19 protein-coding genes are annotated in these 20,844 nt (G+C 73.2%); 12 read left to right on the forward strand and 7 right to left on the reverse strand.

Going from position 1 to position 20,844, the window contains the following annotated elements:
- The first annotated feature begins 2 nt into the window (after window positions 1-2).
- The 5 genes from ACW62_RS03545 to solA all read left to right on the forward strand — a co-directional run bounded on the left by ACW62_RS03545 (window position 3) and on the right by solA (window position 4,999).
- Window positions 3-809: an ABC transporter permease gene (locus ACW62_RS03545; RefSeq protein ID WP_053202714.1), complete on the forward strand. Its 807-nt coding sequence runs from the start codon at window positions 3-5 to the stop codon at window positions 807-809.
- Window positions 806-1,891 (forward strand): ABC transporter ATP-binding protein, encoded by a 1,086-nt coding sequence (locus ACW62_RS03550; protein ID WP_053202715.1) that lies wholly within the window; start codon window positions 806-808, stop codon window positions 1,889-1,891. Before ACW62_RS03545 ends, ACW62_RS03550 begins: the two co-directional genes overlap by 4 nt.
- A 15-nt stretch (window positions 1,892-1,906) precedes the next feature.
- Window positions 1,907-2,674 carry an amidohydrolase family protein gene (locus ACW62_RS03555; protein ID WP_053202716.1) on the forward strand — a complete coding sequence of 256 codons (768 nt, stop codon included), beginning with the start codon at window positions 1,907-1,909 and terminating at the stop codon, window positions 2,672-2,674.
- A complete protein-coding gene (locus tag ACW62_RS03560; RefSeq protein ID WP_053202717.1) occupies window positions 2,671-3,726 on the forward strand; it encodes a succinylglutamate desuccinylase/aspartoacylase family protein in 1,056 nt (351 codons plus the stop codon). Before ACW62_RS03555 ends, ACW62_RS03560 begins: the two co-directional genes overlap by 4 nt.
- Before the next feature lie 79 nt (window positions 3,727-3,805).
- Window positions 3,806-4,999 (forward strand): N-methyl-L-tryptophan oxidase, encoded by a 1,194-nt coding sequence (gene solA, locus ACW62_RS03565; RefSeq protein WP_053202718.1) that lies wholly within the window; start codon window positions 3,806-3,808, stop codon window positions 4,997-4,999.
- Window positions 5,000-5,286: 287 nt separating this feature from the next.
- Here the strand turns inward: solA and ACW62_RS03570 are convergent, their stop codons facing one another.
- Genes ACW62_RS03570 through ACW62_RS03590 form a run of 5 tightly spaced genes read right to left on the reverse strand, consistent with a single transcriptional unit; the run spans window position 5,287 to window position 10,005 of the window.
- The gene (locus tag ACW62_RS03570) at window positions 5,287-6,204 is read right to left on the reverse strand and encodes an RNA polymerase sigma-70 factor (protein ID WP_053202719.1); all 918 of its coding nucleotides are present in this window, start codon (window positions 6,202-6,204) and stop codon (window positions 5,287-5,289) included.
- On the reverse strand, window positions 6,201-7,136 hold the full coding sequence (locus tag ACW62_RS03575) for an NAD-dependent epimerase/dehydratase family protein (protein WP_053202720.1): 936 nt from the start codon (window positions 7,134-7,136) through the stop codon (window positions 6,201-6,203). The genes ACW62_RS03570 and ACW62_RS03575 overlap by 4 nt, the downstream gene beginning before the upstream one ends.
- 24 nt (window positions 7,137-7,160) lie before the next feature.
- Window positions 7,161-8,651, reverse strand: coding sequence for an apolipoprotein N-acyltransferase (gene lnt, locus ACW62_RS03580; protein WP_205629116.1), 1,491 nt, complete (start codon window positions 8,649-8,651; stop codon window positions 7,161-7,163).
- The gene (locus tag ACW62_RS03585; protein WP_053202721.1) at window positions 8,645-9,625 is read right to left on the reverse strand and encodes a M56 family metallopeptidase; all 981 of its coding nucleotides are present in this window, start codon (window positions 9,623-9,625) and stop codon (window positions 8,645-8,647) included. The genes lnt and ACW62_RS03585 overlap by 7 nt, the downstream gene beginning before the upstream one ends.
- The gene (locus ACW62_RS03590; RefSeq protein WP_205629117.1) at window positions 9,622-10,005 is read right to left on the reverse strand and encodes a BlaI/MecI/CopY family transcriptional regulator; all 384 of its coding nucleotides are present in this window, start codon (window positions 10,003-10,005) and stop codon (window positions 9,622-9,624) included. Before ACW62_RS03590 ends, ACW62_RS03585 begins: the two co-directional genes overlap by 4 nt.
- Before the next feature lie 71 nt (window positions 10,006-10,076).
- On the opposite strand from ACW62_RS03590, the gene ACW62_RS03595 reads away from it, so the two are divergent.
- Window positions 10,077-10,751: a DsbA family protein gene (locus ACW62_RS03595; RefSeq protein ID WP_053202722.1), complete on the forward strand. Its 675-nt coding sequence runs from the start codon at window positions 10,077-10,079 to the stop codon at window positions 10,749-10,751.
- 129 nt (window positions 10,752-10,880) lie between these two features.
- Here the strand turns inward: ACW62_RS03595 and ACW62_RS03600 are convergent, their stop codons facing one another.
- Both ACW62_RS03600 and ACW62_RS03605 read right to left on the reverse strand, forming a co-directional pair.
- Complete coding sequence (locus tag ACW62_RS03600; RefSeq protein WP_053202723.1) at window positions 10,881-11,663, reverse strand: GntR family transcriptional regulator; 783 nt, start codon at window positions 11,661-11,663, stop codon at window positions 10,881-10,883.
- 92 nt (window positions 11,664-11,755) lie between these two features.
- The gene (locus ACW62_RS03605) at window positions 11,756-12,760 is read right to left on the reverse strand and encodes a zinc-dependent alcohol dehydrogenase (RefSeq protein ID WP_053202724.1); all 1,005 of its coding nucleotides are present in this window, start codon (window positions 12,758-12,760) and stop codon (window positions 11,756-11,758) included.
- A 235-nt stretch (window positions 12,761-12,995) separates the two neighbouring features.
- Here ACW62_RS03605 and ACW62_RS03610 point away from each other — a divergent pair, with 235 nt between their 5' ends.
- From ACW62_RS03610 to ACW62_RS03635, 6 genes are read left to right on the forward strand one after another with little or no spacing between them, the layout of a single operon-like run.
- Complete coding sequence (locus tag ACW62_RS03610) at window positions 12,996-14,678, forward strand: ABC transporter substrate-binding protein (RefSeq protein ID WP_053202725.1); 1,683 nt, start codon at window positions 12,996-12,998, stop codon at window positions 14,676-14,678.
- 2 nt (window positions 14,679-14,680) lie between these two features.
- A complete protein-coding gene (locus ACW62_RS03615; RefSeq protein ID WP_053202726.1) occupies window positions 14,681-15,634 on the forward strand; it encodes an ABC transporter permease in 954 nt (317 codons plus the stop codon).
- Window positions 15,631-16,503 carry an ABC transporter permease gene (locus ACW62_RS03620; protein WP_053202727.1) on the forward strand — a complete coding sequence of 291 codons (873 nt, stop codon included), beginning with the start codon at window positions 15,631-15,633 and terminating at the stop codon, window positions 16,501-16,503. Before ACW62_RS03615 ends, ACW62_RS03620 begins: the two co-directional genes overlap by 4 nt.
- A complete protein-coding gene (locus ACW62_RS03625) occupies window positions 16,496-18,346 on the forward strand; it encodes a dipeptide ABC transporter ATP-binding protein (protein ID WP_053202728.1) in 1,851 nt (616 codons plus the stop codon). Before ACW62_RS03620 ends, ACW62_RS03625 begins: the two co-directional genes overlap by 8 nt.
- A complete protein-coding gene (locus ACW62_RS03630) occupies window positions 18,334-19,329 on the forward strand; it encodes a Gfo/Idh/MocA family protein (protein ID WP_083459164.1) in 996 nt (331 codons plus the stop codon). Before ACW62_RS03625 ends, ACW62_RS03630 begins: the two co-directional genes overlap by 13 nt.
- On the forward strand, window positions 19,326-20,789 hold the full coding sequence (locus ACW62_RS03635) for a glycoside hydrolase family 3 protein (RefSeq protein ID WP_053202730.1): 1,464 nt from the start codon (window positions 19,326-19,328) through the stop codon (window positions 20,787-20,789). Before ACW62_RS03630 ends, ACW62_RS03635 begins: the two co-directional genes overlap by 4 nt.
- The last annotated feature ends 55 nt before the right edge of the window (window positions 20,790-20,844 follow it).

A 20,844-nucleotide genomic window follows, 5' to 3' on the forward strand; every position in this document is an offset into this window, starting at 1 on the left:
CGATGGGACGCGAGCGCGTCCGCTACCCGGCCTTCGCCATCTGCTTCACGCTGCTGCTCCTGGTGCCGCTGGTGGTGGTCGTCGCGACCGCCGTCAACCCCGGCGCGTACATCAAGTTCCCGCCCGACGGGTTCACGCTCGACTGGTTCACCACCGCCGTCGAGACGCCGCGGTTCCAGTCGTCGCTACTGCTCAGCCTGCGCATCGCCGTCATCGCGTCGGTGGTGGGGCTGGCGCTGACGATCCCGACGGCGGTCGCGATCACCCGCGGCCGGCGGCGGCTGCGGCCCTGGGTCAGCACCGCGACCGTGCTGCCGCTGATCACGCCGGACATGCTGCTGGCGCTCGGCCTGCTGATCATGCTGGTGCAGATCGGGATGGCCAGCAGCCTGATCGGGCTGGTCCTCGGTCACGTGCTCATCGGCATGCCGCTGGCGGTGCAGGTGCTGGTGGCCGCGCTCAGCGGCGTCGACGAGAACGTCGAGCAGGCCGCGCAGACCCTCGGCGCCTCGCGGGCCACCGCGTTCGTCCGGGTGACGCTGCCGGCGATCCTGCCGGCCATCGGGTCGGCGGCGGTGTTCCTGTTCATCTTCTCCTTCGACAACGTCTCCATCTCGCTGTTCCTGTCCGCACCGGGCCAGACGACGCTGCCGATCACGATGTTCCAGTACCTGGAGTACAACTCCGATCCGACCGTCTCGGCGATGTCGACGATCCTCATCGTCCTCTCACTGGTCGTCGCCGTGGTCCTGTCGCGGCTGGGTGGCCTCTCCCACCTCGCCGGCTCGCCCACCAGGAGATCGTCATGACGTTCACCCATCAGTCCGGCACCGCACCCGCGTCCACGGAGGCGTCCGTGCCCTACCTGCGGCTGCGGGCGGTGACCAAGCAGTACCCCACCGGCGGCGGCGTCGCCGGCGTCGACCTCACCGTCGCCAAGGGCGACATGCTGGTGCTGCTCGGCCCGTCCGGCTGCGGCAAGACGACGCTGCTGCGCACGCTGGCCGGGCTGCTGCAACCCGACTCCGGTGCCATCGAGCTGGACGGCCAGGACCTCGTCTCGGTGCCGACGTTCCGGCGCAACATCTCGATGGTGTTCCAGACGTGGGCGCTGTTCCCGACCATGACCGTCCGCGACAACGTCGCGTTCGGGCTGAAGATGCGCCACGTCGGCAAGCAGGACCGGAACGAGCGGGTGGCCCGGGCGCTGGAGCTGGTCGGGCTGACGGAGTTCGCCGACCGGCTGCCGCGGCAGCTCTCCGGCGGCCAGCAGCAGCGGGTCGCGGTGGCCCGCGCGATCGTCGTCGAGCCGCGGCTGATCCTCATGGACGAGCCGCTGTCCAGCCTCGACCACCGGATCCGCGTGCAGCTGCGGGCCCAGCTCAAGGACCTGCAACGCGGCCTCGGCCTGACCGGCGTCTACGTCACGCACGACCACACCGAGGCGCTCGCGCTGGGCGACCGCATCGCCGTCATGGACGCCGGGCGCATCGTCGAACTGGGCCGGCCGGTCGACGTGTTCGCCCGGCCCACCCGCCGCTACACCGCCGAGTTCCTCGGCCTCGCCAACGTCGTCGACGTCAGCGCCGACGGCGGCGGCTACCGCACCGCGGCCGGCGCCCGGATCCCCGACGACGTCATCGCCGGCCGGTCCGACGTCGTCGCCGTCGCGCTGCGGCCGGACTGCGTGCGCCTGAGCCAGACCGACGACGGCGGCACGCCCGGCGTCGTCCGGGTGGTCGAGTACCAGCCCGGCGGCGTCCTGCACGACGTCGAGCTGACCGGCGGCGCCCGGCTGCAGGCGCTGACGCCGGTCGGGCTCAGCTACTCGATCGACACCCCGGTCTTCGTGACCCCCGAATGGAGCAAGGCCGTACCTCTGGCCGACTGAGCGAAGGAGCGTTCGTTGCGGATCGACTTCCACACCCACATCTGGAACACCCAGCTCGACGAGGTGGACACGTTCGTCCAGAACATCACCGCGCTCGGGATCGACAAGGCCGTGGTGCTGCCCATCGCGCCGTACATGTCCAACCAGGCGGTGGCCGACCTCGTCACCAAGGCCGACGGCGCGATCGTCGGGTTCGCCTCCGTCGTCCCGTTCGCCGAGACCACCGGCATCCCGCGGGAGGACCCGGTCGAGACGCTGGCGCACGCCGTCAACGTCCTCGGGCTCAAGGGCCTCAAGCTGCACCCGCTGATCCAGGGGTTCAGCCTGAACGACCCCGGCCTGGTCCCGGTGGTCTCCGCCGCCGGCGACCTCGGCATCCCCGTCATCTTCCACACCGGGCCGTCGAACGGGCGGGCCGGGCGGCTGGAGAACGGGCGTATCGAGCTGCTCGACGACCTCGCCATCATGTGCCCGGACACCGTGCTCGTCGCCGGGCACGCCAACCCGATGAGCGACGCCCTCTACCTCGCCCGCAAGCACCCGAACGTCTACCTGGAGACGTCGATCTCGTGGGCGCGGTGGGGCGCGCTGATCCCCGGCCTGGTGAAGCAGGTGGTCACCGAGGCCGGACCGGACAAGATCCTCTACGGCAGCGACTTCTCCCTCGACCGCGACCAGCGCGTCGTCGACACCGACGCCGTCTTCACGTCGTCCGGCCTGTCCGCCGCCGACCTCGAGCTGGTCTTCGGCGGCAACGCCGCCCGGCTGCTGGGGCTGTCGTGAGCGCGGCGCTGCTGGCCGAGGCGGCCCAGCTGCTGGACGTCGCGCCCGGCACCCGGCGGCTGTTCCATCTCCCGGTGGCCCGGCGAGCGTCGGGCGAGGACCTGCGCATCGCCGTCCACGTCGCTCGCGGGTCGGCCGGCGACGGGCCGGTGCTCGGCCTGGTGGCGGCCGTCCACGGCGACGCGATCTTCGGCTCGCACATCGTCCGGCTGGCGATGGAGCGGCTCGACCTCGCCGGGCTGGCCGGCACCGTCGTCGCCGTCCCCGTCGCCAACCCGGTCGCGTTCGAGTCCGGCACCCGGACCACCGGGCAGGGCTGGAACACCGACATGAACAACCTCAACCGGGTCTTCCCCGGCGCCGCCGACGGCTGGGTGACGCAGCAACTGGCGGCCGCGCTGTCGGAGAACGTGCTCGGCCAGCTGGACGCGCTGATCGACTACCACTGCGGCGCGAACACGTCGATCAACTACACGCTGGTCAGCGGCGACTCCACGTCGGAGCAGCAGCGGGCGTTCGACTTCAACCGGCTGATGGGGTGCGACTTCATCTACGTGCACGACGTCAACCCGTACTCCGGCACCATCACCGGCTACGCCGCCGAGCAGGGCGTGCTGTGCGTCGTCGCCGAGCAGGGCGGCAACGTGCTGCCCAACGGGTTCGACGAACTGGCGCTGACCCGGATCGACAACTACCTCAAGGCGCTGGGCATGATCGACGGCGAGCCGGTGCTGCCGGACCGGCAGCTGGTCATGCGCGGCGGGCGGACGTTGCAGCGGGTGCACGACGGCGGCCTGTTCTACCCGGCGGTCGGCATCGAGGCGCTGTCGGCGACCGTGCCGGGCGGCACCGTCCTCGGCCGCGTCGTCGACCCGCACTCGTTCGAGGTGCTGCAGACCATCACGGCGCCGTACGAGCGGTCCGCGCTGTTCCAGATGCGGCCGTCGTTCGGCCAGGTGAACCCGGGCGACTACGCGTACATCATCGGCGACGCGACCCACGCGACGGAGCTGCCCCGGCTGACCAGCTGGAAGTTCCCGCCGCCGGCCTGACGCCGGACCGCTCGGGCGTCCCGGGCCGACGCCGGCCGCTACGGTGGACGATCACCGCACGCGTGCTGGAGGGCCGATCGTGAAGACCGCCTACGACCACATCGTCATCGGCGCCGGGGCGCTGGGCTCGGCCGCCGCATACAGGCTGGCGGCGGCCGGGCACACCGACGTGCTCGTGCTGGAGCAGTACCAGCTGGGGCACACCCGCGGCGCGTCGGAGGACCACTCGCGGATCATCCGGCACACCTACCACTCCCCCGTCTACACGGCGCTCACCCCGGCCGCCTACGCCGCCTGGGACGAGGTCGAGGACGAGACCGGCCTGCGGCTGGTGTTCAAGGTCGGCGGCCTGGACCTCGCGGTCACCGGGACGCCCGGCGCGCGCGAGCTGGACACCTACCGGGCCTCGCTCGTGCCGCTCGCCGCGCACGGCGTCAGCTGGGAGGACCTCGACGCCGCCGAGATCCGGTCGCGGTGGCCGCAGTGGCGCATCGGCGACGACGTCGTCGGGTTGTTCCAGGCCGACGGCGGCATCCTCGACGTCCGCCGGGCCACCGCCGCGCACATCGCGCTGGCCCGCGCCCGCGGCGTCGAGTTCGCCCCCGGCACCGCGGTGCTGGGGCTGGTGTCATCGGACCGCCACGTCACGGTCTCGACCAGCCGGGGCGAGTTCACCGCGGGGTCGGTCGTGCTGTGCGCGGCGTCGTGGACGCCCACCCTGCTGACCAGCCTCGGCGTCGACTGGCCGATCACGCTCAGCCAGGAACAGGTCAGCTACTTCGCGACGCCGAACCTGCGCGACTTCGCCCCGGACCGGTTCCCGATGTGGATCTGGCACGGCGAATCGTTCTTCTACGGCTTCCCCGTCTACGGCGAGGTCGCGGTGAAGGCGGCGCGCGACCTCACCGGCCGGTTCGTCACGCAGGAGACCCGTTCGGAGGTGCCCGACCCGGCCGAGACCGAGCGCGTCGCGGCGTTCCTGCGCGACCGGCTGCCCGGCGCCGCCGGCCCGGAACTGGTCAGCAAGACCTGCGTCTACGACCTGCCGCCGGACCGCGAGTTCATCCTCGACCACGTGCCCGGCCACCCCCGCATCGTCGCCGCCGTCGGCGCCGGGCACGCCGCCAAGTTCGCGTCGCTGCTCGGCGAGATCCTGGCGTCGCTGGCCACCACGGGCGCCAGCGCGCACCCGATCGACGCGTTCCGGGCCGACCGGCCGGCGCTCACCGACCCCGCCTTCGTGCCGTCGTACCGGCTGGCGCCCGCGTCGTGACCCGGCGGACGCTGATCCTGCTCGGCCCAGTGATGACCCGGCACCGGTGCCGCTCGGCCACCCGAGGATCAAGCCGTTGCGACGATGACGTCCACCATGATCATCCACCTTTTGAGCTGCTCTGACAGCCCAAAAGGTGGATGATCATGGTCGGCCCGTTCGGGCGTCGCGCTCCGGGGTGGGAGATCCTGGCCGGGTACACCTAGGGGGTCTCCCGGGTCCATGGCCGACTGCGCGACGCCCAGGCGGCGCCTCGCTGCGGCCGAGACCCAGAAGACACCCCTGACTCAGCCGCGGCGGGCCCGGCGCAGTTCGTGCGCGAACGCCCACGCGTCGGACAGCGGGCCGAGGTGGCCGAGCTTGTCCGGGTTGACCACCGAGCGGATCGCCTGGATGCGCCCGTCCAGCACGTCCAGCGTCATCGTGCCGATCAGCGCGCCGTCGCGGTCCTCGACGACGGCGCCCGGCTGGCCGTTCAGCGTGCGCGGCCGCAGCGTCGCGCCCACCGTCTCCAGCAGCGGGATGATCGACGCGACCAGCCGGGCCACGTTGTCGGCGCCGAAGACGCCCTTCGCCAGCGCCGGCGCCTTGCCACCGCCGTCGCCGACCATCTGCACGTCGGCCGCGAGCAGCTCGCGCAGGCGGTCGACGTCGCCGTCGCGGACCGCGTCGAAGAACCGGGCCGCCAGCTCGTCGCGCTCCTGCTGGTCCGCCGCGAACCGGGGCCGGCCGTCGTCCATGTGCCGCCGGGCCCGGACGGCGAGCTGGCGGCAGGCCGACTCGGACCGGTCGACGGCCGCCGCGATCTCCGGGAAGCCGAAGCCGAACACGTCGCGCAGCACGAACACCGCCCGCTCCAGCGGGCTGAGCCGCTCGAGCAGCAGCAGCGCCGCCATCGACACCGAGTCGGCCAGCTCGGCGGAGCGGGCCGGGTCCTCGTACGGGTCGGTGGCCAGCGGCTCCGGCAGCCACGGCCCGACGTACTCCTCGCGCCGCACCCGGGCCGAGCGCAGCACGTCGATCGACACCCGGGTGACGACGGCGGACAGGTAGGCCTTCACCGACCTGGGCCGGGTGGTGGACGTCTGGTAGCGCAGCCACGTCTCCTGGACGGCGTCCTCGGCCTCGCTCACGCTGCCCAGCAGCCGGTACGCGATCGAGAACAGCAGCGGCCGCAGGTCCTCGAACTCCTCGGCCGGAGTCATGCCGCCTCCTCCTTGAAGCCGACGCGCCAGGTGGGATACCGCAGCTCCCAGCCGAGTTCCCGCTTGGCCTTCGCGTTGGAGAACGGCCGCGCCCGAGTCATGGCCGCCACGCCCATCTCGCCGGCGAGCGGCCGGACCAGCCACGCCGGGACCCGCAGCGGCCGTTTCGCCCCGACGCACGCGGCGAGGTACGGCAGCCACTCCCGTACGGGGGCCGGTTCGTCGTCGACGATGTTGTACACGCCGGTCGCGCGTTGCTCCACAGCCAGCACGGTAGCGCTCGCCGCGTCGTCGATGTGCACCAAGGAGAAATAGCCGGCGCCGCCGCCGATGACCGGCATCCGCCGCTTGCGGATGGCATCGAGCTGGTCCTCGATGCCGCCGCCGGGGCCGTAGAAGACGCCGTAGCGCAGTGCCGCGCCGCCGGCCTTCACGACCACGTCCTCGACGTACCGCAGCGGCCGGGCGATGACCCGCAGCTTCGCCGGCAGTTGCTCCGGCGGCAGCGGCTCGTCCTCGGTGATCAGACCGGCGTCGCGCTGCGCCGGCCAGGTGGCCAGGCTCTGCGCGACGACGTGCGTGCCGCCGGTCGCCGCGGCGGCGGCCAGCAGGTGGTCCGTGCCGTCGGTGCGCAGCCGGTTGGTGGTGGCGCCGAACTTCTCCGGATGCCGGTAGTCGGGCTTGCCGATGTAGTCCGGCGACAGCGCGGTCATCTGGTGCACGATCGCGTCGGGCCGGGCGTGCGCCACCGCCTCGCCGACCGAGGCAGCGTCCAGCCCGTCCATCAGCACGCCCTCGGCGCCCAGCCGCTCCAGCAGGCCGAGCCGGCCCGGGCTCGTCGTCGTCGCTGTCACCTGGTGGCCACGGGACACCAGCTGCGGTACCAGGCGCCGCCCCATGACTCCGGTCCCACCCGCCACGAACACCCGCATCTCGTCACGCTCCTTGTCCGGTCGTTACTCCCGGTCCCGAGACGAGACAGCGCGGCGTGCCGTGACATGGGCGACGGCGGCGGCCGCCAGCGGCAGCGCGACCAGCAGCAACACCGGCCAGTCGCCGGTGCGGGCGTACGGGGTCAGGCCGGTGCGCAGCGGCACCCGCTGTTCCAGTAGCTCCTGCGTGCCCAGCCCGCTGAGCCGCGTCACCGAACCGTCGGGCAGCACGACGGCGGAGTAGCCGGTCGGCGCGGCCTGCAGGACGGTGCGGCCGAACTCGCGGGCGCGCAGCCGCGACGCGGCCACCTCGATGGCCGGCACCTCCTCGCCGACGTACGACGACGCGTTGGTGGGCGCCAGCACCAGCTCGCCGCCGTCGCGGACGCCGTCGGCGACCCGGTCGGCGAAGAACACCTCGTAGGAGATGACGATGGCCAGCGGCGTGCCCGCGGCCTCGACGACGGCGTCGGTCGTGCCGACGATCGCGTCGCGCGGGACGAACCGGGTGTCGTCGCTGAGCCGCTCGAACAGGCCGCGCAGCGGGATGTACTCGCCGAACGGGACGCGGTGCCGCTTCTCGTACCGGTCGACGATGTGGCCGTCCGGGCCCCAGACGACGGAGGCGTTGCGGAACCCGTCGCCCTCGCGTTCGGTGAGGCCGACGACCAGCGTGGTGCGCAGCCGCCGGGCCTGCTCGGCGAACGCCTCGTCCAGCGCGGTGCCGGCGATCGGGCCGTCGACGTCGGCGACGTTCTCGGGCAGCAGCACCACGTCCGGCTCGCCCTGAACCTGCCGCAGCGCCTCGAGATGCCGGTTGGTGGCGTCCATCGAGTCGATGAAGATCGCGCGCAGCCCGCGCGGCCCGCCGCCCTGCACGATCACCGCGTCCAGGCTGCCCGCGCCCTGCGTGGCGGCGGCGCCACTGAGCGCGATCGGCAGCCCGACGGCGACGACGGCGGTCGCAGCGGCCACGACGCGGGTGCGGTTCGGCCCGGCGACGAGCGCGGCCAGCGCCCCGCCGGTGAGCGCCGCGAGCGCCGTCACGAACAACGCACCGCCCAGCGGAGCGACGGCCAGGAACGGGCTGTCCGCCAGGCTCAGCCCGAACGCCGGCAGCGGGAAGCCGCCGAACGGGAAGCGGTACTGCACGGCCTCCAGCGCCACCAGCGCGGCCGGCGCGACCAGCCACCAGCCGGGCCACCGTCCGGCCGAGCGGCCCGGCGACACCGCCGCCACCAGCGTCAGCAGCACGGTTTGGAGCACCGCGACGGCGACGTAGCCGGGCGGGCTGAAGTCCGTCATCCAGCGCAGCGCGACGATGAAGTGCACGGCGCCGCACAGCGCGCCCAGCCAGAGCCGGTCGCGCAGCCCGTGCCCGGCCAGCGCCAGCACGAACCCGGCCACACCGAGCGGGAACAGCGGCCACCAGTCGCGCGGCGGCAGCGCGAGCCACCACAGCAGCGCGACGGCCACCATCAGCCCGGCACTGACCGCGCGCCGCCGGGTCACCACGGCTCGCTCCCGGCCCGGCAGTCGAGGTCGCAGGTGGCGGCGGCGTAGGCGGCGGTCGCGACCGGCGCCGCCAGCACGCCCAGCTGGATCGCCAGCATCGCGACCAGGCCGGTAACCGCGCCCGTCATCGCCACCGGGGCCAGCGGACGGCGCCGCGGCACCGTCCGCTCCAGCAGCCGCTCGACCCGGGTGACCATGCCGACGGCGCCGATGCCGATGCCCGCCTCGGGTGCGGCGCCGCGCCCGAGCTTCAGCAGCGCACCGGCCACCACCAGCGGTGACGTGGCGCGTGCGGCGGCGTCGTCGGCGTGCAGCTCGGCCAGCAGCCGCAGCGAGCGGTGGCTGTCGCGGGCGCCGGGCAGCCAGCCGGCCCGCGCGAACGTCGCCGCCGCTCCGAGCAGCCGGGCGTGCCGCGCCCGCAGGTGGGTCCGCTCGTGCGCCAGCACCGCGGTCAGCTCGGCCGGGTCCAGCACGTCGCGGGCGGCCGACGTCAGCACGACGGCGCCGGGGCGGCCGGGCACCGCGTACGCGGCCGGCTGCGCGACGTCGACCACGAGCACGCCGGGCAGGCCGACCGGCCGGGCCACCAGCCCGAGGTCGGCGAGGTGACGGCGCCGGTCCGCCGCCGCCCGCCGGCCGCTGATCAGGACCGCCAGCACCGCGCCGGTGGCGACCGCGGCCGCGACCCCGCCGACGACGGCGTCGAGCGGCCGGCCGCCCAGGTGCGCGTAGCCGCGCAGCAGCGCGTCGGTGTGCCCGGGCAGCCGCGCATGCAGGGCGGCCGCGATCGGCGGCAGGTGCAGCACCAGCGACAACGCCGCCGCGAGCACCGTCCCGTAGGTGGCCGGCAGCACCAGCGTCCAGGCCAGGAGGCCGGCCCGCGGGTAGCGCAGCGGCCAGCGGGCCGACGCGAGCAGCGCCGGCAGCGTCCACGACGCGACCAGCCCGGTGACGGCGACGACCAGCGCGCTCACTGCGGCGGCCCGCCGGTGCCGGACCGGCGCCGCTCGAGCGCCTCGGCCAGCCGCCGCACGTCGGCGTCGTCCATGCGGTCGGCGAAGCGGATCAGCACGGCCGCCGGGTCCGGCGCGCCGGACAGCGCCGCGCCGACGAGGTCGGCCGCGAACTCCTCGCGGGTGGCGGCCGGGCGGTAGACGTTCGCGCGGCCGGCCGGCTCGCGGGTCAGCATGCCCTTGCGGCACAGGTTGTCCATGACCGTCTGGACCGTGGTGTAGGCGACCGTCCGGCCGGCCAGCAGGGTGTCGAGCACCTGGCGGACCGTCCTGGGTTCCGGCGCCGCCCAGAGGACGTCCATGACGTCGGCCTCCAGCGAGCCGAGGCTGTTCCGCGGCACCCGTTCACCTCTCTCCGTCCGGCCCGGGTGATACTACTATCCCGGATAGTAGACGCCCGAGGAGCACCCCCATGCCGAAGGACCTGAAACGCTCGCTGCTGCTCGTCGCCGGCTTCGTCGTTGCGCTCGTCGTGCTGCTGGCATTGAACCGCAGCGACGGCGACGACGAACCGGCGGCCGCCGCACCGACCGGTGGGGGCGGCGGCGCCGAGGGGCCCGTGGTGCGCGACGACAGCCACGTCCTCAGCCCGGCGCCGGACGGCGCGCCCGTGCTCGTCGAGTTCCTCGACTTCGAGTGCGAAGCCTGCCGTGCCGTCCACCCCGGCATCGAGCAGCTGCGCCAGGAGTACGACGGCCGCGTCGCGTTCGTCGCCCGGTACATGCCCGGGCCCGGCCACTTCAACGCCGAGACCGCAGCCGTCGCCGTCGAGGCCGCCGCCGCGCAGGGGCAGTACGAGGCGATGTACGACCGGATGTTCGAGACCCAGGCCGACTGGGGTGAGCAGCAGGTCTCGGCGGCGGACCTGTTCCGCACCTTCGCCGGCGAACTCGGCCTGGACCTCGCCGCCTACGACGCCGCCGTCGCCGACCCCGCGACCCTGGACCGGGTCCGCCGCGACCTCGACGACGGCCTCGCGCTCGGCGTCGAGGGCACACCGACGTTCTTCCTCGACGGGGAGATCATCTCGCCGGGCTCGTTGGATGAGCTGCGGGCGTTGCTCGACGCCGCGATCAGCGGTAGGTGACGCCGTAGCGCAGGTGGGTGACCTGCTGGCTTCGCCCCAGCAGCGGGACCTGGCAATCGAGGTGCCGCGACTGTTCGTCCCATGATCATCGGCGATCCACCACACGATGACGTGGTCGATCGCCGATGATCATGGGACCTGGGAGCCGGGCCGGCGCTCCTGGCGTAGCACCGCCTCGTAGCGGTCGCCGCGGTACACCGCCTCGGTGTAGTGGACGACACGGCCGGCGTCGTCGCGGGCGACGGTGTGGACGCGTAGTGCCGGCTCACCGGTGGCCAGTTCCAGCAGCCGGCTGTGCAACTCGTCGAGGAGGACGGCGACGATGCGCTGCTCCGTCGCCCACAGTTGCACGCCCCACTCGCGCTCGAGCACCTCGTACAGCGACGCGTCGGTGAGGTCGACGTCCTCGAGGCCGGCGAACCGGGCGGCCGGGAGGTGTGCCCGCTCGACCGCCATCGGGATGTCGTCGCCGGTGCGGACCCGCTCGATCTGCACCGTCGCGGCATCGTCGGCGATCTCCAGCTGCTGCGCCACCGACCGGCTGGCCCGCCCCTGCGCGCTGGTGAGCATCCGCGACCCCGGCCGCATGCCGCGGTGGCGCATCTCCTCGGTGAACGACGTCACCGACGCCGACTGGCTGACGCTGACCCGGCGGTCGGCGACGAACGTGCCGCTGCCCTGCACGCGGTACGTCAGGCCCTCGCCGCTCATCCGCTCCAGTTCGCCGCGGACGGTCTGCCGAGCGACGCCGAAGCGGCTGGCCAGCACCCGCTCCGACGGCAGCAGCGAGCCCGGTTCGAGCGTGCCGACCAGTTCCTCCAGCAGCCGGCGCAGCTCGCGGCCCTTCGTGGCCCGGCCGGGGAGGTTCTCGGGCAGCAGGCCGGCGACCGGCTCGGAGCGGGCGCGGCTCATCGCCGGCCGTCGCCGGTCGTCTGACGATCCGCGAGGAGATGCATGGCGGCACCCAATCTAGCGGCGGCTCGGTGTCCGGTGCAGTACCGGCATCAGCCGACCCAGTCGAAGATCACACCCATGGTCGTGCCCCGCTCGGTGGTCACCAGGCGGTAGGCCGCCGCGCAGTCCTCGGGGGCGAAGTGGTGCGTGTTCAGCCCGTCGACGGCGAACCGGCCGGTGCTGATCAGCCCGAAGAAGGAACGGTAGGTCTCGGCCTCGATGTCCAGCCGCAGCGGGCCGTGCGCACCGCGGATCTGCAGGCCGCGGGTGATCACGTCCTTGGTGAGGTGCTGCTCCGACGGCGCGCCCGGGTCGCCGAGCAGCACGACCGTCCCCTGGTCGCGGACCAGCCCCAGCGCCTTCGGCAGCATGTCCGGCCGCCCGGTGGTGTCGATGACGACGCGTGGCGCCGCGCCGAAGCCGGCGGCGAGGATCGCGTCGGCGCGCTCGCCCGGGTCGCCCTCGACGACCGCAGTGGCGCCGCCGCGCAGCGCGAGGTCGAGCCGCTGCGGCGCGATGTCGGCGACGATGACGGACTCGGCGCCGGCGGCGACGGCCCAGCGCACCGACATCTGGCCGATCGGTCCGGCGCCGATCACCAGCACGCCGTCACGCAGCCGGTGCTCGGCCGCCTCGGCGCCGACGTAGGCGACCTGCGCGAGCGTGGCCCAAGGCGCGAGATCGGAGGCGATCGTGTCCGGCACCAGGAAGCACTCGGACGCGTCGACGACGGCGTGCGAGGCGTGCGAGATGCGGGCCATGATCCGGTCCCCCGGGGCCAGGCCCGAGACGTCCGCGCCGACCTCCTCGACCACGGCGGTGGCCGTGTAGCCGGGCAGGAACGGGTACTGGACGTAGTTGTCCCAGTGCGAGCCCGGCTCGAACGTGCCCTTCAGCGCGGTCGTCTCGGTACCGGTGCTGATCAGCGAGTATTCCGTGCGCAGCCGCACCTGCCCCGCCGCGGCGCCCGGGACGTCGAACGGCTCCAGCTCGACCTTGCCCGGGCCGGGGAAGACGACGCGCTGGCCGCGGCTCGAAAGGTGGTGAGGGGACATCGGCGCTGCCTCTCATGAGGGTCGAGTGAGCGGATCGGATGACCGGAACCGTACCACAAAGTGGCCTAGTCCACTTTTCTCCCACATCTTGACAGTCCCCCCGCGCTCTGCAATTTTGGTGAGTGGACTAGGCCACCTTACGTGTGGACTGGGCCACTCGGCTACCGCCCATCCGCGGCCTTCAACAGCCACGCTGGTCCCTGGTGGACCGCGCCCATATCCAGACGGAGGCGTCATGACTCGAACGGCGACGCGCTCGACCCGCTCGACCCGTACCCGGCTGTTCCGCTGTCTCGTCCCGCTGCTCGCCGTCGCGCTCGCCGGCGCCTGCGCCGGGAAGAGCCCGTCGGACGACGGTGGCGGCGACGCCGACGGCGCCAGCAGCGGCAACGAGCTCTCGGCCGACTTCCCGGCGGCGGCGGACGGCGACATCTCGTCGTTCACCGTCGGCATGGCCGCCGGCCAGGGCCGCTACGACCCGCTGCTGGCGACCACCAGCGTCATCGTCGTCAACTCGTACGACTGCCTGCTCACCTGGAACGACAAGGGCGAACTGGTGCCCGGGCTGGCGGAGTCCTGGGAGCAGACCTCCGACACCACGTACGTCTACCAGCTGCGCGAGGGCCTGAAGTTCTGGGACGGCTCGCCGGTCACCGTCGACGACGTGATCTTCTCCATGAAGCGCAACGTCGACCCGGCCGTGGCCAGCCCGTACGGCGTCTACTACACGGCCTTCCAGGACGTCACCTCGACCGGCCCGAACGAGATCACCGTCACGCTCAGCCGCCCCGACCCGTACTGGCGCTACGCCAGCGCCATCGCGACGACGGTCATCCAGCAGCAGTTCGCCGTCGAGCACGCCGAGGACCTGGGCACCCCCGGTGCGATCCCCATCGGCACCGGCCCGTACCTGCCCAGCGAGTACTCCCCCGCCACCGGCGCGACGCTGGTCCGCAACGAGCACTACTGGGGTGAGCAGCCGGCCATCGAATCGCTGGAGTTCTCCGTCGTCCCGGACCCCGAGTCGCGCCGGCTGGCGCTGGAGTCCGGCGCCATCGACGCCACCTGGGACGTCCCGCTGGAGCAGGCCCGGCTGTGGGACCAGATCCCGAACGTGCGCATCGGCTACGGCCCCGGCGGCAACACGAAGATCTTCAGCTTCGACGTCACCTCCCCGCCGTTCGACGACGTCCACCTGCGCCGCGCCATCGCCTACGCGATCGACCGCGAGGGCATCGCCAACTCGGTGTTCAACGGCCACGCGGAGCCGGCCCGCGGCGTGGTTCCGCCGGAGATCTTCGAGATCTTCTTCGACGAGCAGCAGCTCGCGGACTGGTACGACTCGGTGCCGGCCTACGAGTTCGACATGGAGAAGGCCAAGGAGGAGCTGGCGCAGTCGGCCTACCCCGACGGCGGCCTGACCATCGAGCTGCCGTTCCAGGCGTCGCAGACCGTCGACCAGGACATCCTCGCCACGCTGCAGCAGAACCTGCGTGAGCTGAACATCGAACTGACGTACCAGAGCATGCCCGACACCCAGTACTTCGCCGAGCTGTACCGGCACGAGAACCTGGGCATGCAGCTGTTCTACTTCGGCCCGACCTACCCGGACCCGTTCACGTACACCTTCTACATGATGGCCGAGAGCCAGGCCGTGCCGAACGCGTTCAACTTCGCCAACTTCCACAGCGACGCGTCCGAGGAGCTGATGGCGGTCCAGGAGACCGACCCCGACCTGCAGGCCAGGGTCGAGGCGGGCGCCGAACTGGTGCGGATGGCGGCCGACGACGCGGCCTACGTCGGGATCGCCTTCCTGCCGTTCCCGGTCGCGCTGAACCGCGAGTTCACCATCGACGGGGACTTCAGCATCTGGACGTTCGCCAACTGGGCGTCCCGGATCCGGATCGCGGAGTCCTGATCTTGAGTATCGCCTGGTATATCCTGCGACGGCTCGGCGTCGGCCTGCTGCTGCTGGTCATCGCGTCGTTCTTCGTGTTCTGCCTGCTCTACATCAGTCCTGGCAGCCCCGAGCAGGTGCTGCTCGGCGGGCGGCCGTCGACCCCGGAGATCATCGGCACCATCCGGGCGAAGTACAACCTCGACGACCCGTTCCTGGTGCAGTACGGCCAGTGGCTGCTGGACGCGTTCCGGCTGGACTTCGGCGAGTCGATCGTCACCGACCAGCCGGTGACGACCGTGCTCACCGACCGGGCCGGCCCGACGCTGGCGCTGGCCCTGGCCGGCCTGGTGCTGACCATCGTCATCGCCGTGCCGGCCGGCATGTACGCCGCGGCCAAGCGCAACACCAGCGGCGACCGCATGGTCAGCATGCTCACGCTGCTGGGCAGCAGTGCGCCGACGTTCGCCGTCGGCGTCCTGCTGCTGTACGTGTTCGGCGTCTCGCTGGAGTGGTTCCCGGTGTTCGGCAACGGCACCGGGTTCACCGGCCAGCTGCACCACCTGGTGCTGCCGGCCATCGCGCTGGCGGTCACCCAGATCGCCTACGTGACCCGGCAGACCCGGGCCGCCGCGCTGCGCGTCTACGAGCAGGACTACGTCACGTTCGCGCGGTCGCGCGGGCTCGGCCGGTCGCTGATCTGGCGCCGGTACGCGCTGCTGAACAGCAGCCTGCCGATCGTGACGGCGACCGGCCTGCTGCTCGCCTACACCCTCGGCGGCGCCGTGCTGGTGGAGGTGACGTTCTCCCGCGAGGGGGTCGGCTCGCTCATGCTGCAGGCGGTGCAGAGCAAGGACATCCCGGTGGTGCAGGGGCTGGTGGCGTTCGCCGCGATCACCGTGACGCTGGTCAACCTCGGCGTCGACCTCGTCAACCTGGCCATCGACCCGCGGCTGCGCAAGGAGGTCACCGGATGAGCGCCATCGCCGGACAGGACGCCATCGGCGGCGGCACCACCGCGCGCAAGCGCCGGCGGATGCCGGTCAGCGTGCTGCTGGCCGCGATCTTCGCCGTGCTGGTGGTCGGCCTCGCGATCTTCGGGCCGCTGCTGGCGCCGCACGACCCCGCCGCGCAGTCGCTGCAGACCGGCGTCATCGGCCCGACGAGCGACCACCTGCTCGGCACCGACCACCTCGGCCGCGACATCCTCTCCCGGGTGATGGCCGGGGCCCGCGACGCCGTCATCGGCCCGGCCATCATCGCGATCTCGGCGACGGTGATCAGCCTCGTCTTCGGCATCATCGCCGGCTACCGCGGCGGCGTCGTCGAGGCGGTCGTGCTGCGCGTCGGCGACCTCATGTACGCGGTGCCGGCCATCCTCGTGTCGATCGTCGTGATCGGCGTGCTCGGCGGCGGCTACTACCTCGCCGTCGCGGTGCTGGTGCTGCTCTCCGTCCCGGCCGACACCCGGGTGGTGCGGGCGGCGGTGCTGTCCGAGCGGCATCTCCCCTACATCGAGGCGGGCCAGACGCTCGGGCTGTCGCGCTGGCGGATCATGACGGTGCACATCCTGCCCAACGTCATGCCGACGGCGGTGGCGATCGCGCTGCTGGAGTTCGTCTACGGCCTGATCACGCTGTCCTCGCTCTCCTTCCTGGGCCTGGGCGCCGAGGCGGGCTCGCCGGAGTGGGGCCGCATGCTGGCCGACAACCGGACGCTGCTGGCGGAGAACCCGAACGCGGCGCTCGCGCCCGCCCTGCTGATCATGGCCACCGCGGCGGCGGTGATGCTGCTCGGCGACTGGATCTACGACCGCGTCAGCGAGGAGTCGACCACCCGTGACTGACCCCACGACGACCGCGCCGGCCCCCGGCGACCAGCTGTCCGGCGCGCCGCTGCTGGCCGTCCACGACCTCGCCATCACCCGCTGGCCCGGCGGCCCGCCGCTGGTCACCGGCCTCGATCTGGAGCTGCGGCGGGGCGAGACGATCGCCCTGGTCGGCGAGTCCGGCGCGGGCAAGTCGCTGTCCGCCCGGGCCGCGATCAAGCTCGTCCCCGCGGGCCTGCACGTCACCGGCGAGGTGCGCTTCCAGGGCGAGGACCTCAACCGCATGGACGAGGAGGCGGTCCGGGCCGTCCGCGGCGGCGGGGTGGCGATGCTGCTGCAGGATCCGTTCACCATCCTCAACCCGCTGATCCGCACCCGCACCCACCTGATCGAGACGCTGCGCTCGTCCGGCCGGCGGCTCAGCGGCGCCGAGGCAGCCGACGAGGTCACCCGGCGGCTGGCCGAGGTGGGCATCACCGACGCCTCGGTCGGCGACCGGTACCCGTTCGAGCTGTCCGGCGGCATGCGCCAGCGGGTCGCGCTGGCCTGCGCGCTGGCCAAGGACCCGGCGCTGCTGATCGCCGACGAGCCGACCACCGCGCTGGACGCCACCACGCAGCGCGACGTGCTGCGGCTGCTGCGCTCGGTGCAGCAGGCCCGCGGCATGGGCGTGCTGATGATCACCCACGACCTGCGGGTCGCGTTCTCCATCAGCGACCGCGTCTACGTCATGTACGCGGGCGGCGTCGTGGAGCGGGCCCGGCCGGAGGACTTCCTGGCCGCCCCCGCCCACCCGTATACCGTCGGCCTGATCCGGGCCGAGCCGCCCACCGGCTACCGCCGCGAACAGCTCGACGGCATCCCCGGCCAGGTGCCCGCGCCGGAGACCGTCAGCCATCAGTGCGCGTTCGCCGACCGCTGCTCCTGGGCGACACCGGAGTGCACGACCGCCCGGCCGCCGCTGCTCGCCGTCACCGACGTGCACGCGAGCGCGTGCCGGCGACGTGAGGAGATCGCCGGCGAGCTGCTGGCGGACCTGCACGCCGCCTGGGAGCCGGCCACCGTGCCGGACCCGCCCGCCGGCGAGACGGTGCTGCGGGTCGCCGGCCTGCGCAAGAGCTACCAGCGGGATCGGTCGACGTGGGCCGTCGACGGCATCGACTTCACCCTCGGCAGCGGCCGCAACCTCGGCATCGTCGGCGAGTCCGGGTCCGGCAAGACGACCCTGGCCCGCTGCCTGCTCGGCCTGGAGGAGCCGACCGAAGGCTCGATCGAGCTGCTCGGCACCGACGTCAGCCGGTACCGGTCGCTCGACCGCGAGCAATTGCGCCGGGTGCGCGGGCAACTGCAGTGCGTCTTCCAGGACCCGTACTCCTCACTCAACCGCTCGCACTCGGTCGGGTTCATCCTGCGCGAGGCGCTGAGCCGCCGCTCGCCCGAGGCCGGGCCGGCGCCGTCGGTCGAGGAGCTGCTGGACCGGGTCGGCCTGGCGGCGCGGTACGCCGGCCGCAAGCCGGTCGCGCTCTCCGGCGGCCAGCGGCAGCGGGTGGCCATCGCCCGGGCGCTGGCCATCGCGCCGAAGGTGCTGCTCTGCGACGAACCCGTCGCGGCGCTCGACGTCTCCGTCCAAGGACAGGTGTTGCAGGTGTTGCGTGAGGTCAGCGAGTCGGGCACGCAGTTGTTGTTCATCACCCACGACCTCGCGGTCGTGCGGCAGATGACCGACGACCTGGTGGTGCTCGAACGCGGGAAGATCGTCGAGTCCGGCCGCACCGAAGCGGTGCTGGACCAGCCGTCGCACCCGTACACCGCCCGCCTCGTCGGCGCCGTGCCGACCGGCGACGCCGAGTGGCTGTCGTGACCGCGGTGCGGTGGGCCGTCCTCGGGACCGCCCAGATCGCCGCCGGCGAGTTCCTGCCCAGCCTGCTCGCCGACGGCGGCGGCCGGGCCGAGGTGGTCGCCTCCCGGGACGAGCGGCGGGCCGCGGAGTTCGCCGCCCGCCACGGTGTCGCCCGGCACGTCGGCGGCTACCAGCAGGCGATCGACGACCCCGGCGTCGACGCGGTCTACGTCGCGCTGCCGAACGCCCTGCACGCGGAGTGGACGACGGCGGCGCTGCGGGCCGGCAAGGCGGTGCTGTGCGAGAAGCCGTTCGCCACCGACCTGCCGCAGGCGCGCGCCGTCGCCGCCGAGGCGCAGCGGTCCGCCGGGCCGGCCTGGGAGGCGTTCGCGTTCCTGTTCCACCCGCAGACCCGCCGGGTGCTGGAGCTCGTCCGGACCGGAGCGATCGGCGCCGTCCGGGAGGTGCACGGTGCCTACCACCTGGAGCTGGACACCGCCGGCGGCATCCGCGGCGACGCCGCGCTCGGCGGCGGCGCGCTGTTCGACCTCGGCGTCTACCCGCTGCGGCTGACCCGGCTGCTGCTCGGCGACGAGTTCACCGTCGTCGGCGCGGACCAGCGGCTGGCGCCGTCGGGCGTCGACCTCGCAACGGAGGCGGTCGTCGACTTCCCGGCCGGCGCGCGGCTGCACTTCGAGACCAGCTACACCCACGAGTACGCGCCGGCGGCCCGGATCGTCGGCGACCTGGGCGAGCTGCGGATCGCCGCGCCCTACGCCACCGGCCCCGAGGACACCCTCGAGCTCGATCTCGTCGGCGAGGGCACCCGGGTCGAGCACTGGGGCAGCGACCGGCCGCTGTTCACCGACCAGCTCGCCCACATCCACGCGGCCCTCTCCGGCACCGTCGCGGCCCGGAACCGGCTCGGCGAGGACGCCGCCGGCACGCTGGCGCTCGTCGACGCGATCCGGGCTGCCGCACCTGAGACGAAGGGACACCCGTGACCACTGCGAACACCCGGCTCGACGAGGCGGAGATCCACCGGCTGGCGCTGGGCTGCATCCTGGCCAGCTGGACCGGGCCGGTACCGCCGGCCCGGATCGAGCAACTGCTCGCCGACGGTCTCGGCGGCGTCGTGCTGTTCGAGAACAACATCACCGGCGACGACGCAGCGACCCGGGCGCTGACCGACCGGCTGCGCGCCGCGGCCGGCCGGCCGATCGTCATCGCCGCCGACGAGGAGGGCGGCGACGTCGTCCGGCTGCCCTGGACCGAGGGCTCCGGCCCCGGCCAGGCCGCGCTCGGCCACCTCGACGACGTCGAGACCACCGAGCAGGTGTACGCGAGCCTCGGCGAGCGGCTGGCCCGGTGTGGGCTGACGACCGACCTCGGCCCGGTCGCGGACGTCAACACCAACCCGGACAACCCGGTGGTCGGGCTGCGCTCGTTCGGCTCGGACAGCCAGCTGGTCGCGCGGCACGTCGAGGCCGCGGTCCGCGGGCTGCAGCGGGCCGGCATCGCCGCCGTCGTGAAGCACTTCCCCGGGCACGGCAACACCGGCACGGACTCCCACCACGCCCTGCCGGTGATCGACTCGGACCTGGACCACCTGGACCGGGAAGAGCTGCCGCCGTTCCGCGCCGCGATCGACGCCGGGACCCGCGCGGTGATGACCGGGCACCTGTTCGTGCCGTCCGTCGACCCGGACCGGTTCGCCACCATCAGCCCCGCGCTGACCCGGACCCTGCTGCGCGAGCGGCTCGGGTTCACCGGCACGGTCGTCAGCGACGCCATGGAGATGGGCCCGCTGGCCGGCGGCCTCGGCATCGTCGAGGGGACGGTCCAGGCGCTGATCGCCGGCACCGACGCGATCGAGCTCGGCTTCGACGAGCACGTCGACGTGCTGGCGGCGCTGCCGGGCGCCGTCTACGCCGCGGTCGCCGAGGGGCGGCTCGACCTCGGGCGGCTGCGCGACGCCGCCGCCCGGACCGCCGCCCTCGCCGTCGTCGCCCCGGACGGGTCCGTGGCGGCCGAACACCCGCTGGTCGCGTCCGCGTCCGCGCGCAGCCTCGAGCGGCACGGCGACGTCGCGACCGAGGGCAAGCTGCTGGTCGTGGAGTGCCACAGCCCGAACAGCATCCCGACCGGCGACCTGGACTGGTCCCTGGCCGAGCCGCTGCGGGCGCGCGGCGCGGAGGTGACGCTGCTCCGGGTGCATGACGACGCCACCGCCGCGGCCGCCGTCGACGAGCTGCGCACGTCGGGCCTGTTCGCCGTCGTCGTGGTCCGGGAGCCGCAGTGGTACCCGTGGCAGCGGCAGGTGCTGCAGGCGGCCGCCGCGCGCACCCGCGTCGTCACCGTCGACACCGGCTGGCCGAGCCCGGCCTATCCCCCGGCGTCGATCCGCACCCGCGGCATCGGCCGCGGCCTGCTGGCGGCGGCCGCGGACCTGCTGGTCGGCTAGGACTTCATGATCTGACGGGTGGCCGCGCCGGAACCGGCGCGGCCACCTGTCGATG

Source organism: Jiangella muralis (assembly GCF_001270745.1).
GTDB classification, from domain to species: Bacteria; Actinomycetota; Actinomycetes; order Jiangellales; family Jiangellaceae; genus Jiangella; species Jiangella muralis.

Excerpts from the sequence above, each read along its gene's own strand:
- ACW62_RS03545 (WP_053202714.1), top strand. The coding sequence starts at position 3 with ATGGGACGCGAGCGCGTCCGCTACCCGGCCTTCGCCATCTGCTTCACG.
- ACW62_RS03550 (WP_053202715.1), top strand. The coding sequence starts at position 806 with ATGACGTTCACCCATCAGTCCGGCACCGCACCCGCGTCCACGGAGGCG.
- ACW62_RS03570 (WP_053202719.1), bottom strand. The coding sequence starts at position 6,204 with ATGACTCCGGCCGAGGAGTTCGAGGACCTGCGGCCGCTGCTGTTCTCG.
- ACW62_RS03575 (WP_053202720.1), bottom strand. The coding sequence starts at position 7,136 with ATGCGGGTGTTCGTGGCGGGTGGGACCGGAGTCATGGGGCGGCGCCTG.
- ACW62_RS03595 (WP_053202722.1), top strand. The coding sequence starts at position 10,077 with ATGCCGAAGGACCTGAAACGCTCGCTGCTGCTCGTCGCCGGCTTCGTC.
- ACW62_RS03600 (WP_053202723.1), bottom strand. The coding sequence starts at position 11,663 with ATGAGCCGCGCCCGCTCCGAGCCGGTCGCCGGCCTGCTGCCCGAGAAC.
- ACW62_RS03605 (WP_053202724.1), bottom strand. The coding sequence starts at position 12,760 with ATGTCCCCTCACCACCTTTCGAGCCGCGGCCAGCGCGTCGTCTTCCCC.
- ACW62_RS03610 (WP_053202725.1), top strand. The coding sequence starts at position 12,996 with ATGACTCGAACGGCGACGCGCTCGACCCGCTCGACCCGTACCCGGCTG.
- ACW62_RS03620 (WP_053202727.1), top strand. The coding sequence starts at position 15,631 with ATGAGCGCCATCGCCGGACAGGACGCCATCGGCGGCGGCACCACCGCG.